The sequence below is a fragment of the Ignavibacteriota bacterium genome (assembly GCA_016212665.1).
Classification (GTDB): Bacteria; Bacteroidota; Ignavibacteria; order UBA10030; family SZUA-254; genus FW602-bin19.
Map to the genome: position 1 here is coordinate 44,714 of JACREZ010000003.1, position 12,462 is coordinate 57,175.

Consider the following 12,462-nt stretch of genomic DNA (forward strand, 5'->3'; position numbering starts at 1 on the left):
ACACATGCGATTCGGTATCGGGTACGATGTTCATAAATTCATTGAAAACAGGAAACTAATTCTTGGTGGAGTGGAAATTCCTTTCGAGAAAGGACTTGATGGTCATTCTGATGCAGATGTACTGTGTCATGCCATAGCAGATGCATTGCTTGGCGCAGCTGCGCTCGGCGATATCGGAAAACATTTTCCCGATACTGATCCGAATTACGAAGGTATTTCCAGTTTGGTCTTGTTACAACATGTTGCAGGTTTACTGAAGCAACATCAATTATCAGTTAACAACATTGATGCAACTTTAATAATGGAGAAGCCCAAAATTATTTCGTTTGTTGAATTGATGAGAGAACGTATAGCTCAATCTCTTTCTATTAGGGTTGCAGATGTATCAATAAAGGCAACAACAAATGAAGGATTGGGTTTCATCGGTAAAGGTGAAGGAGCCGCCGCATTTGCAATTGCATCACTCCAAGAAGTACCGGGGTGTGATTGAACGAAATCATTACTCTGCTTTCTCAGGTAGATCCGTTTTGGATTTATATTATTATCTTTGGCGTTGCATTTATTGAAAATTTATTTCCCCCCTTGCCTAGCGATGTTGCAGTAGTATTCGGTGGCGCTCTCGCTTCCTTAGGGAAAGGTAATTTTCTCCTTGCGTTGAACGCAGCAGTATTCGGTAGTACATTAGGCTTTATTGCTATGTTTACATTGGGAAACTGGTTCGGAAAGAAGATTCTTGATGAGGGGAAGTTAAGGTTTATCCCAAGGGAGACCGTAAACAAACTCGATGGATGGTTTGAGAAATATGGCTATTGGTTAATAGTCGGGAACAGATTTTTAGCCGGTACTCGCGCCGTTGTCTCGTTCTTCGCCGGTGTTTCACATCTTGACCCATTCAAAACGACGGTGCTTTCATTTTTTAGTTCTTTATTCTGGTATTCAATTCTTGTTTATGCCGGTTATTCGTTAGGAAAGAATTGGGAACAGATTGGTTTTTACTTAAGCGCTTACAGTCAGGCAGTTACCGGAATATTGATTATAGTGATAATCATTTTTACTGTTCGATATTTCATTAAACAACGAAAGGCAAAATCGAATGTCTGAGTTTCTACTACAAATTGACAAATCTCTTTTTAATCTTTGTAACCAGGGAATGGCAAATTCTTTCTTTGATGCAACAATGCCATTTCTTACCGACCTGAACAAGCATTGGTTCGGTTGGATTTTGTTCGGTAGTCTTTGGCTTCTGTTACTTTGGAAAGGAGGGAAGAAGGGACGAATCATTGCTCTTGCTCTTATTCCTCTAATCGTATTTAGCGACCAACTTAGTAGTACATTCATCAAAAAAGCAATTATGCGTCCACGTCCTTGTCACGATATTAACGGGAAGATTGTTATGGAGCATTTGCGGTTGCTCGTTCCATGCGGAAGCGGATATTCATTTCCTTCCTCGCACGCTGTTAATAGTTTTGCTGCTGCAACATTTCTGGGCGTGTATTATCGAAAATTTGCTTGGGCATTTTTTACCTACGCAATAGTTGTGGCGTTCTCCCGTGTATATGTTGGAGTTCATTATCCCTACGATGTCTTCGTCGGAGGAATTATTGGTATTGTTTGCGGGTTAATCATCGTTTCGTTACTACAGTTTACTGGTAGATTGATTCCTTCACTTGAGATAAAAAATCTTCCGGATTAAGTGGAACAAAATGTATTTTCAAATAACCGAGGCGCTACCAAACGAAACTTAATTTTCGCTTTGGCTACCGGAGTATTGTTGGGTATGTCATTTCCACCAATTCAAACCGGTGTTACAGCATTCGTCGGTATTACACTTCTATTATTCCTTATGGAAAAATTGGAGAGTTATCTTGATGCCTTTCGATTTAGTTACGTTGCTTTTTTTCTCTGGCATATCATTGTAGGATACTGGGCAGGAGGTTTTACCCATGGACGGGACATTTACCAAATGCTTGGCGGCGCAGGATTACTTCTTCTCAATCCTTTTTTTTATTTAATTCCCATAGCCGCATTTCAGTTTATCCGACGTTACTTCAGTTTTAATGTTGCAGTACTATCTTTCCCTTTTTGCTGGATTGGGTTAGAGTTATTTCGTGCAAAAACCGAACTTGCACTCCCGTGGCTTACACTTGGTAACACTCAGACATATAATCTTTCTGCAATTCAATTTGCTTCTTTCACAGGTGTCTATGGAGTTTCCTTTTGGATTCTCTGCATCAACATTTGCCTCTTTTTCCTGATAAGAAAAATACTAAAACATGAGTGGAAACTTGTTGCAAGGCAATCTCTCCTCTCATTCCTATCTCTTCTCATCATCTTCCTTGTTCCATATGTTCATGGATTTATTGTTTTACAAGAACAAAACAAAAGTAATCATTCTGAGAAAGTGCGGGTTGCGCTCATTCAACCAAACATTGACCCATTCGAAAAATGGAAGGCAGATAAGTTTGAACCGTTTCTTCTTCATCGTGAAATGACAAGGACTCTCGCGGGGAAGAACATTGACCTCGTTCTTTGGTCTGAAACTGCTATTCCTTTTTATCTCTTACATCGCAATAATCAGTATTACCTTGAGCAACTCAAGGAGGAATTACTCTCCGCAAAACTCAATCTTGTTACAGGCGTGCCGGATATTGTGTACTACTCAGATAACAAAACTGCACCGAGCACAAGTAAACACAATCAAGAAGGTAAGAGATATGAAAATTTTAATGGCGCCATTTTATTAGAGTACAACTCAGACACGGTTCAGAGGTATCACAAAAAATTGCTTGTCCCGTTTGCAGAGCGAGTTCCATTTTCAGATGAATTGAATTTCCTCAATGCATTTCAGTGGGACTTAGGTTTAGGAGGATGGGGAAGAGGAAAAGAGCATACTGTATTTCAATTTCAAACAAAAAATAACACAAACGCGAAGTTTTCAACTCTTATCTGTTTTGAATCAATCTTCCCTGGCTTTGTTACCGAATTTGTTCGGAACGGAGCGCAGTTCCTCACAATCATTACCATTGATAGTTGGTGGGGAAAAACATCAGGAGCCTATCAACACTTGCAATATTCTGTATTTCGAGCAATTGAAAACAGACGCTGGCTTGCTCGCTGTGCAACCGGAGGTATTTCTTGCATAATTGACCCATTTGGTAATATATTAGAGCCGTCTGAGCTATTCACGAGGCAAATTACTATTGGCGAAGTCGAGTTACGTCATGAACTTACTTTTTATACTCGATACGGTGATTGGTTTGCAACGCTTTGCATAATACTTGCAAGCATGTTTATAGTTTCAGCATTAGGCAAAAAATATTATTTATTAATTAGAACTCAACAAGAGAAACAAAATGAAATATATTGATTTACGAAGCGATACAGTTACAAAACCTTCTCAAGGTATGTTGGAGGCGATGATGAAAGCAGAAGTGGGCGATGATGTTTTTGGTGAAGACCCGACGGTCAACAAACTTCAGGAACGTGTAGCATCAATGTTCGGAAAAGAAGCTGCGCTCTTTGTCCCAAGCGGTGTGATGGGAAATCAAGTTTCCATTAAAGTTCACACTCAACCCGGTGATGAAATATTGTTGGATCAGGATTCACATATTTTTGTCTATGAAACAGGCGCATCCGCATTTCTCTCCGGCGTACAAATGCGAAGTGTTATGGGCGTGGACGGAATGATGACTTCAAAGCAACTTCGAAAGATGATGAGACCAAGAGCTTATTATCTACCGATACAGAAACTCATTTGCCTGGAGAATACTTTTGGCAGAACCGGTGGAACAATTTATCCTTTCCATGAAATTCAACAAATCCATCAACTTGCGAAAGATTACAAACTAAGAATGCACTTAGATGGAGCAAGAATATGGAATGCCTGCATTGCAACAAAAATTCAACCGCGTGAATATGCTCATTACTTTGACTCGATTTCTGTCTGTTTCTCAAAAGGACTTGGCGCACCGGTTGGCTCCATGATTATCAGTTCACGTGAGTTTATTGACCGGGCAAGAAGGTACCGAAAACTCTTCGGTGGTGGAATGCGACAGTCTGGTATTCTTGCTGCGGCAGCTCTCTATGCGTTAGATAACAATATTGAACGCTTAAAAGAAGACCATGAGAAAGCAACTTTCTTTGCAAATGCTTTGAAGGATGTGCAAATGCTTCATATTGATAAAAATACTGTCCAAACTAACATGGTAATTATTGAGATTCAAAAACTAAAAAAATCTCAGCAAGAAGTTCTTACTATGTTAAAAGAACAAGGTGTATTGATGACTCCGGAAAGACATTCTTCCATACGTGCAGTCTTCCATCTTGATGTAAGTATGGATGAAGTGAAAGAAGCCGCAGACGTACTTCAACGGCTTTTCGGATGAGAGACAACTTCCGATTCAAGTCTCAGGTTCGCGTACGAAATTTCGAGGTAGATTGGCAAGGCATTGTCCACAATGCCAACTACCTCTTATATTTTGAAATCGGACGCATTGAATACTTGAAACATCTTGGTATTCATGTTTCAATGGAGAGCATTATGGGAAATTCAAAGATTGTTGTTGCCCGTAATGAAATAGATTATCGTTCACCCGCCCGCTTCGATGAAGCACTTGATGTTTATACAAAAATCTCCCATGTTAGCAATACAAGTTTTGTGTTTGAAGGGAAGATATATGAAACTATTTCTAACCGATTGATTGCGGAGAATGTTGCAGTCCATGTTTGGCTTGATTCAAAATCTGATATGCCGGTTCGTGTACCTGACGATTTCAGAATCAAGATAGCTGAATATGAGGGAGTCAAGGAGTAAGCAACCTTCAAATAATACTTTTTTATTGTTTAGCGGTTTGTCAGTCATACCCGATTTTCCTATATTTCTTCGCAATTTGTAGGTCAGGTTTCTAATTTGACCTACTTCGTTTTTTACTTTTCATCATCATTTATCAGAGCATCATTTGAATAATTTTACTAAGCGTACTCACACCTGCGGAGAACTGCGTGTGGGCGATATTGGAAAAACAGTTACACTTACCGGCTGGGTTGATACACGTCGTGACCTTGGCGGTGTTATTTTTGTTGATTTGCGTGACCGCTTTGGTAAAACACAGGTCGTGTTTAACCCTCAGAACAATGCGCAGGTTCACGAACTTGCTGGTGCGCTACGAACTGAGTTTGTTGTTTCTGTCACCGGTACTGTCGAGCATCGCCCTGAAGGAACAGATAATCTCTCGTTGCCGACGGGTGAGATTGATATTATGGCGACGAAACTGGAAATACTGAACAAAGCAGATACAACGCCGTTCCCGATTGAAGACCAATTGCAAGTGAACGAAGAAGTACGTCTGAAGTATCGTTATCTCGACCTACGTCGTCCTGCTATGCAGAAGAACTTAATAACACGTCATAAGATGTATCTCATCACGAGAAACTATTTCGATGCTCAGAATTTTGTTGAAGTAGAAACTCCGATTCTTATGAAGAGTACTCCGGAGGGAGCAAGGGATTATTTGGTGCCAAGCCGCATTCATCGGGGGAGATTTTATGCACTGCCTCAGTCTCCACAGACCTACAAACAAATCCTGATGGTTGCAGGAATGGACAGATATTTTCAGATTGTCAAATGTTTCAGGGACGAGGACTTACGAGCAGACCGTCAGCCGGAGTTCACTCAGATTGACGTAGAAATGTCATTCGTTGATGAGGAAATAATCTACGGGATAGTTGAGGGATTGATGCAACGGTTCTTCAAAGAACTGAATGGCATCGATATCCAATTACCGTTTCCCCGTATATCCTATAAGCAGGCGATGGAACTTTATGGTTCAGATAAACCTGATACACGTTTCGGATTGACTTTTACTTGTATCAACGATATTGTTGCTACAACAGAGTTTAAGGTATTTAGTGAAACAATAAAAAAGGGGGGAGTTGTTTCGGGATTTACAGCACCCGGTTGTGCAACCTACACACGTAATCAACTTGATGTATTGACTGATTTTGTAAAGAGCAATGGTGCGGGTGGTTTAGTTTGGATGCGTGTAACTGAAAATGGTGTCGAAACTCCGAGCGAGAAGTTCCTTGGTAAAGAAACTATCAATGCGATTAAAGAAAAGATGCAAGCAAACGTCGGAGATATGATTTTTCTTATTTCTGATTCTTGGTCGAAAGCGTACAATATTTTGGGGAGTTTACGATTGGAAATGGCTCGTCGTCTCAATCTCATTGACGAAAGCAAGAACAATTTGCTCTGGGTAACAGATTTCCCGATGTTTGAGTATGATGAGACAGAAAAGCGATATGTTGCAGTTCATCATCCATTCACCTCGCCCAAGTTTGAAGACGCAGAGTTACTTGATTCTGACCCTTCAAAAGCCCGCGCCCGTGCGTATGATTTAGTTTTGAACGGTAGCGAAATTGCAGGCGGGAGCATTCGTATTCATGATAGGACATTGCAAAGCAAAGTATTTTCACTTCTTGGTATAGGAGAGGAAGAAGCAAAACAAAAGTTCGGATTCATGCTTGATGCCTTTCGTTACGGCGCGCCGCCACATGGTGGAATCGCGTTCGGGTTTGATAGAATTTGCATGTTGCTGAATGGTGAAAAATCCATTCGCGATGTCATTGCGTTCCCGAAAACAACAAGCGCAATGTCACTGATGGATGATGCACCGTCAGATGTAGATGAAAGACAATTGAAAGAATTGCATATTAGAGTTGTATGAAGAAGAAAATTGCTGAAATAAATCTTGAACCTAAAGAAAGAAAGGCGATTAAGGAGTTTTCAAAGAGAATAAAAAAATCTCTCGGAAAACGATTACTAAGGATTTTACTCTTTGGTTCAAAAGCACGTGGAGATTTTCACGTAGATTCTGATATTGATGTTTTCATAGTAACGAAAAAGAGTACCGTACAAATTATAAGTAAAATAGGACAGGTAACAGCAGACATCTTTGATGAGTTTGATGTTTTGATTTCTCCAGTTGCTTACAGTGAATACGAAGAGCAGAGGAACCTTGAAATGCATTCGTTTTTCTTTGAAGATGTTTACAAAGAAGGCATAGCTTTGTAATGGAAAATCATCATAAAGATTTAGCAAAATATCGGCTTGAGAAGGCAAGCGACAATCTACGGATAGCAAGACAGCACTTTCAACTTGGAAATTATGGGGATGCAATAGGGAAAGCATATTATGCTGTCTTAACCGCGATGCGTGCATTGCTCGCGTTACACCATAAAGATAGCAAGCGACACGAAGGCGTAATAATTTTATTCAATGAATTTTTTATCCGTACGAAAATATTTCCAAAAGAATTCAACAAAATTATCAAAACATTGAAAGTATTTCGAGAAGATGCTGATTATGGTGATTTCGTAGAGTTCAGTCGGCAAACTGCTGAAGTGGAAATTAATAACGCAGAGCGATTTATAAAACTTTCTGAAAAAGTTTTTCTTCAACTTATAACAGACAATAACAAAATATAGGAAATCTTATGATCGGAATAGTTGGTTACGGTGCGTATGTACCCCGGTATCGCATCAAAGCAGAAACAATAGCACATCAGTGGGGAGCGGACGCGGAAGCAATACAGCGCGGACTGCAATTGATTGAGAAAACAGTTCCCGGTCAGGACGAAGATACAATTACAATTTCCGTTGCCGCCGCGAAAAATGCTCTCAAACGTGCACAGATTGACCCGCAGGAAATCGGTGCTGTGTATATTGGCTCTGAATCTCATCCGTATGCGGTCAAACCAAGCGGAACAATTTTAATTGATGCGCTCGGAATCGGACCTCATGTTCATGTTTCAAGTTTCGAATTTGCTTGCAAAGCGGGAAGTGAAGCCATGTACGTTGCATATAGTCATGTAAAATCGGGTGAAATGAAATATGCACTTGGAATTGGCGCTGATACTTCTCAAGGTGCGCCGGGTGATGCACTTGAATATTCTGCATCCGCAGGCGGAGCGGCATTTATTATGGGAACAGAGAAGGTTGTCGCGGAAATATTATTTACTAATAGTTATACTTCAGACACTCCGGACTTTTGGAGACGTGAAGGTGAATCGTATCCTCGTCATGGTGGAAGATTCACGGGAGATCCGGCATACTTCAAACATATTATGGGCGCGGCAAATGCTTTGCTTGAGAAATCAAAAATGAAGCCGGAGGATTTTCAGTATGCAATCTTTCACATGCCGAACGGAAAGTTTCCACAAGAAGTAGGCAAACGACTTGGTTTCACGAAGAAACAACTAGAAGTAGGTTGGATTGTTCCTTTGATGGGAAATACGTATTCAGGTTCATCTCCAACAGGACTTGCTGCAGTTCTCGATGTTGCAAAACCGAATGATATGATTTTCATGGTTTCATTTGGTTCGGGCGCGGGAAGCGATGGTTTCATTTATCGTGTAACCGATGAACTTCCAAAAGTACAAGACCGTGCGCCAAAGTTTCGGGATATGTTGGACAAAAATAAAATCCATCTGAACTATGGAGAGTATGCAAAGTTCCGTCGTAAAATTAAGTTAAACGAATAAGGAGAACGAAGATGAGAGACGTTGTAGTAATTGGAGCAGGCATGACAAGGTTCGGTGAACTTTGGGACAAATCTATCAAAGATATATTTGTTGAAGCCGCTCTCAAAGCAATTGAAAATTCCGGCGTTGACCACATTGATTCGATGTATGTCGGCGCGATGTCATCCGGTTTGTTTGTTGGACAAGAACATCTTGGCGCTGTAATGGCGGATTATCTCGGAGTGAATCCAATACCTTCCACGCACGTAGAATCAGCTTGTGCTTCAGGAGGTGTTTCTTTCCGTCAAGCTTTTCTTGAAGTCGCATCCGGCATGAGCGATATTGTACTTGCAGGTGGAGTTGAGAAAATGACTGATGGTGCAGATGTTACTGAAGTACTCGCAACCGCCGCAGATCAGGAATATGAAGTTTTTCAAGGTGTAACGTTTCCCGGTTTATATGCGATGATTGCAAAAGCGCACATGCAAAAGTACGGAACGACACGCGAACAGCTCGCCGCAGTTGCAGTAAAAAATCATCGCAACGGAGCAAAGAATCCCAATGCTCAATTTCGTTCGGAAGTAACGATGGAACAAGTAATGAAAGCGACTATGGTTTCCGACCCTCTTCGTTTGTTAGATTGTTCACCCGTGAGTGATGGCGCTGCGGCTGTAATCGTTACCACAATGGAAGTTGCAAAAAAACTCGGAAAGAATCCGATTCGAGTGATTGCATCTTCACAAGCATCAGATACGATAGCTCTTCACAGCAGGAAGGAAATCACTACACTTGGTTCAGTTGTGAATGCGGCTAAGAAAGCGTATCAAATGTCAAACAAAAAGCCGAGCGATATTAACTTGGTTGAAGTTCATGACTGCTTTACCATCGCTGAGATTGCTGTAACTGAAGACCTTGGCTTCTTTGAAAAAGGAAAAGGTGGTGAAGCGGCACTCAATGGCTGGACATCAATCGAATGTAATCGAATCCCTGTGAATACAAGCGGTGGATTGAAATCGAAAGGACATCCTGTTGGTGCGACAGGCATTGCACAAATTATTGAATTGTATGAACAGCTCAATCAGAATGCAGGAAGTCGGCAAGTGAAAGATGCTCATGTTGGAATGGCACAAAACATGGGTGGTAGTGGTGCAAGTTGTGTTATACATATTTTGGAGTCAAAATGATTACGGCAAGATACCATCGAGAAGTTCCGCAACGTTATCGTCTTGAAGCGGCAAAATGTTCGTCGTGTGGAAATATCAGTTTCCCGCCTCGTCTCATTTGCCCTGAATGTAAAGCGAGAAAGTTTGAAACCATTAAACTACATGATGAAGGTAAACTCATCACGTACACAGTTATCCGGGTTGCCTCTGATAAATTTTCTAAAGAAACTCCGTTTGCCGTCGGCATCGTTGAACTGAATGACGGAGTCAGAATTACTACACAGATTGCTGATGTTGAACCGGAAGAATTGACAATAGGTCAGAAGGTTCGATTGGTTTTCCGTCGTATCCAGGAAGATGGCAAAGCAGGAATTTTGTGTTATGGGTATAAAGCGGTAACTGTTTGACATTATGCAAATAGTTGTTGATACATCCGTTCTTATTGTAGTGATTGCGGAAAGTGCAAAGGCATCTCCATTAGATATTGAAGGAATCGAATTAGGAGTTTCTACAAAAAATGTTCTTAAGACAATACGCACTGGAAGAAAACGAGTTAGCTTTGAAAAATAAAATTCGTATCGCCTCAGGTCAAGGTTTCTGGGGTGATTTACCGTCAGCACCGTACAACCAAGTATCGAAGGGTCAAATTGATTATCTCATGATGGATTTCCTTGCAGAAGTAACGATGTCCATCATGCAAAAACAAAAGCATCGTAATCCTGAGCATGGATATGCAAAAGATTTAGTCACCATTGTTGAACATATTCTTCCAATTTGTTTGGAGAAGAAGATTAAGATTATTACCAACGGTGGTGGCGTAAATCCTAAAGGATGCAGTGATGCAATTCTTAAATGGGCGCATAAAAAGGGAATCAAGGGGCTGAAGATTGGAATTGTTTCCGGTGATGACCTTTTAGGAAAGTTTGATACGCTTGCCCAACAAGGTATTTATTTGAATAACATGGAAACGGGTGAGAAGTTCGACAGTGTTGGACATAAGATTCTTAGCGCAAATGTTTATTTTGGAGCAAGACCGATTGTTGAAGCATTGAAGCAGGGCGCGGATATTGTTATCACCGGAAGAACGACAGACACTGCGCTCACGTACGCGCCGATGATTCATGAATTTGGTTGGTCGTGGGATGATTGGGATAAACTTGCAACCGGAGTCGTTGCCGGACATATCCTCGAATGCGGCGGACAGGCAAGCGGCGGAAATTGTATGTACAATTGGAAAGATATTCCCGACCTTGCACACATCGGATTTCCGATTGCTGAAGCATTTCCGAATGGTGATATGATTTTTACAAAGCATGAAAACACAGGCGGACTTGTTTCTGTTCAAACAATTTCTGAACAGTTGATGTACGAGATTGGAAATCCATCCAACTACATTACGCCGGATTGTATTGCTGATTTTACGACTATCAAATTAGAACAGGTTGATGAAAACCGGGTGAGAATGTTCAATGTCAAAGGGAGACCTGCAACAGATTCATACAAGGTTTCTATGTCCTACAGCGATGGTTGGACTGCAATCGGAACATTGACGTATGCATGGCCCGATGCTCTTGAGAAAGCAAAGAAAGCTGACGAGATTCTTCGAACAAGATTACAAGATTTAGGTTTGAAGTTTGATGAAATACGAACGGAGTTTCTCGGTTTGAATTCGTGTCACGGTCCGTTGGCGGAAATGCCAAATGTTATCAATGAAGTAGTGTTGCGTGTCGGTGTTCGCGGGCATGACCACAAAGCAGTCGAATCATTCGGCAAAGAATTAGCGCCATTGATTTTGACAGGACCACCATCCGTTACAGGATTTGCAGGTGGAAGACCAAAGCCGGGTGAAGTAATTGCGTATTGGCCCTCGTTAATTCCAAAAAGTGCCGTGCAGCCAGAAGTGATTGTAACAGAGGTATAATTTAGATTTTTTTTTAAAATGAAAACGCGATTTCTTTTACATACGACATTATGTCTATTTGTTCTTCTTTTGTCTTGTCAACGTTCAAAAAGGGATAATCGGCTTTCACAAAAACAAACCTTGTCAAATTCAAGCATACTGGACACACTTTCTCCAGAAAAATGTTTATCTCTTACAAAGGATGATTCCCTCTCACTCCATTATGCAAATAGTGATACCATGGTAAAATCACGGAATATAAATGATTTAAGGAGAGAAGCGATAGCCGATGATTCTCTTCAGTACTATATTCATACAATCACCAATACGCTCGACAGTAAGCACAGTATTTTTGATTATTGTTCTTTAATAATTCTATATTCTAAAGTAGAATCGTTGTCAAATGTGTATAAAATTCAAATCGATTCAATCGAAGTTTCCACGGGCGCCTTATCTATGTTTGAACAAAGTATGCAAGTTATTGATGTGAATTACGATGGTTATAAAGATATCATTATTTCTTTTACGGAAAATACTGCTGGCAATGTTGGTAATAATTGGTTTGTAACTTACGATTCTAAACAACAACGCTTCTATTTGGATTCTAGCCTGACTGCAATGTTTGGTCGACAGGATATTTACATCGATACTGAGAACGAACAAATAACAACTGGTGGAAGAGTGGGTTTGAATAAATATAGTCATTCCGAATATCAATGGAATGGTACAATGTATGAACTTTCCGCAAAAGAAAGTTCAGAATCTACTGATGACGGTAAAGCGACTGTTGAGATACGGAAAGAATTGATTAATGGTCAATGGCAAATCGTAAAACAGGATACTGTCCAAGAATAATTACACCAAGACATTAGATCAAATT

14 protein-coding genes are annotated in these 12,462 nt (G+C 40.6%); all 14 read left to right on the forward strand.

All coding sequences use genetic code 11. From position 1 onward, the window contains the following. Positions 1-4 precede the first annotated feature (4 nt). The 14 genes from HY960_00930 (at position 5) to HY960_00995 (ending at position 12,437) form a co-directional block, all read left to right on the forward strand. Complete coding sequence (locus HY960_00930) at positions 5-490, forward strand: 2-C-methyl-D-erythritol 2,4-cyclodiphosphate synthase (protein ID MBI5214297.1); 486 nt, start codon at positions 5-7, stop codon at positions 488-490. Further along, a complete protein-coding gene (locus HY960_00935) occupies positions 487-1,101 on the forward strand; it encodes a DedA family protein (GenBank protein ID MBI5214298.1) in 615 nt (204 codons plus the stop codon). Before HY960_00930 ends, HY960_00935 begins: the two co-directional genes overlap by 4 nt. Positions 1,102-1,150: 49 nt before the next feature. Beyond that, on the forward strand, positions 1,151-1,693 hold the full coding sequence (locus HY960_00940; protein ID MBI5214299.1) for a phosphatase PAP2 family protein: 543 nt from the start codon (positions 1,151-1,153) through the stop codon (positions 1,691-1,693). 84 nt (positions 1,694-1,777) lie between these two features. Next, entirely contained in the window at positions 1,778-3,367 is a 1,590-nt protein-coding gene (gene lnt / locus HY960_00945) for an apolipoprotein N-acyltransferase (protein MBI5214300.1), read from the forward strand. Beyond that, positions 3,354-4,385: a low-specificity L-threonine aldolase gene (gene ltaE, locus HY960_00950; protein ID MBI5214301.1), complete on the forward strand. Its 1,032-nt coding sequence runs from the start codon at positions 3,354-3,356 to the stop codon at positions 4,383-4,385. The genes lnt and ltaE overlap by 14 nt, the downstream gene beginning before the upstream one ends. Next, on the forward strand, positions 4,382-4,813 hold the full coding sequence (locus tag HY960_00955) for an acyl-CoA thioesterase (GenBank protein MBI5214302.1): 432 nt from the start codon (positions 4,382-4,384) through the stop codon (positions 4,811-4,813). The genes ltaE and HY960_00955 overlap by 4 nt, the downstream gene beginning before the upstream one ends. Before the next feature lie 145 nt (positions 4,814-4,958). Beyond that, on the forward strand, positions 4,959-6,725 hold the full coding sequence (gene aspS, locus HY960_00960; GenBank protein MBI5214303.1) for an aspartate--tRNA ligase: 1,767 nt from the start codon (positions 4,959-4,961) through the stop codon (positions 6,723-6,725). Next, positions 6,722-7,072 carry a nucleotidyltransferase domain-containing protein gene (locus HY960_00965; protein MBI5214304.1) on the forward strand — a complete coding sequence of 117 codons (351 nt, stop codon included), beginning with the start codon at positions 6,722-6,724 and terminating at the stop codon, positions 7,070-7,072. The genes aspS and HY960_00965 overlap by 4 nt, the downstream gene beginning before the upstream one ends. Next, complete coding sequence (locus HY960_00970) at positions 7,072-7,485, forward strand: HEPN domain-containing protein (protein MBI5214305.1); 414 nt, start codon at positions 7,072-7,074, stop codon at positions 7,483-7,485. Before HY960_00965 ends, HY960_00970 begins: the two co-directional genes overlap by 1 nt. 8 nt (positions 7,486-7,493) lie before the next feature. Next, positions 7,494-8,540: a hydroxymethylglutaryl-CoA synthase gene (locus HY960_00975; protein MBI5214306.1), complete on the forward strand. Its 1,047-nt coding sequence runs from the start codon at positions 7,494-7,496 to the stop codon at positions 8,538-8,540. Between the two features lie 11 nt (positions 8,541-8,551). Next, positions 8,552-9,703, forward strand: coding sequence for a thiolase domain-containing protein (locus HY960_00980; GenBank protein MBI5214307.1), 1,152 nt, complete (start codon positions 8,552-8,554; stop codon positions 9,701-9,703). Next, positions 9,700-10,089: a Zn-ribbon domain-containing OB-fold protein gene (locus HY960_00985; protein MBI5214308.1), complete on the forward strand. Its 390-nt coding sequence runs from the start codon at positions 9,700-9,702 to the stop codon at positions 10,087-10,089. The genes HY960_00980 and HY960_00985 overlap by 4 nt, the downstream gene beginning before the upstream one ends. A gap of 152 nt (positions 10,090-10,241) precedes the next feature. Then, positions 10,242-11,603: a DUF1446 domain-containing protein gene (locus HY960_00990; GenBank protein MBI5214309.1), complete on the forward strand. Its 1,362-nt coding sequence runs from the start codon at positions 10,242-10,244 to the stop codon at positions 11,601-11,603. A gap of 18 nt (positions 11,604-11,621) precedes the next feature. Continuing rightward, on the forward strand, positions 11,622-12,437 hold the full coding sequence (locus tag HY960_00995; GenBank protein ID MBI5214310.1) for a hypothetical protein: 816 nt from the start codon (positions 11,622-11,624) through the stop codon (positions 12,435-12,437). The last annotated feature ends 25 nt before the right edge of the window (positions 12,438-12,462 follow it).

Coding starts and splice junctions, on each gene's coding strand:
- HY960_00965 (MBI5214304.1), top strand. CDS start 6,722: ATGAAGAAGAAAATTGCTGAAATAAATCTTGAACCTAAAGAAAGAAAG.
- HY960_00975 (MBI5214306.1), top strand. CDS start 7,494: ATGATCGGAATAGTTGGTTACGGTGCGTATGTACCCCGGTATCGCATC.
- HY960_00940 (MBI5214299.1), top strand. CDS start 1,151: ATGGCAAATTCTTTCTTTGATGCAACAATGCCATTTCTTACCGACCTG.
- ltaE (MBI5214301.1), top strand. CDS start 3,354: ATGAAATATATTGATTTACGAAGCGATACAGTTACAAAACCTTCTCAA.
- HY960_00980 (MBI5214307.1), top strand. CDS start 8,552: ATGAGAGACGTTGTAGTAATTGGAGCAGGCATGACAAGGTTCGGTGAA.
- HY960_00930 (MBI5214297.1), top strand. CDS start 5: ATGCGATTCGGTATCGGGTACGATGTTCATAAATTCATTGAAAACAGG.
- HY960_00995 (MBI5214310.1), top strand. CDS start 11,622: ATGAAAACGCGATTTCTTTTACATACGACATTATGTCTATTTGTTCTT.
- HY960_00955 (MBI5214302.1), top strand. CDS start 4,382: ATGAGAGACAACTTCCGATTCAAGTCTCAGGTTCGCGTACGAAATTTC.
- HY960_00970 (MBI5214305.1), top strand. CDS start 7,072: ATGGAAAATCATCATAAAGATTTAGCAAAATATCGGCTTGAGAAGGCA.
- HY960_00985 (MBI5214308.1), top strand. CDS start 9,700: ATGATTACGGCAAGATACCATCGAGAAGTTCCGCAACGTTATCGTCTT.
- lnt (MBI5214300.1), top strand. CDS start 1,778: ATGTCATTTCCACCAATTCAAACCGGTGTTACAGCATTCGTCGGTATT.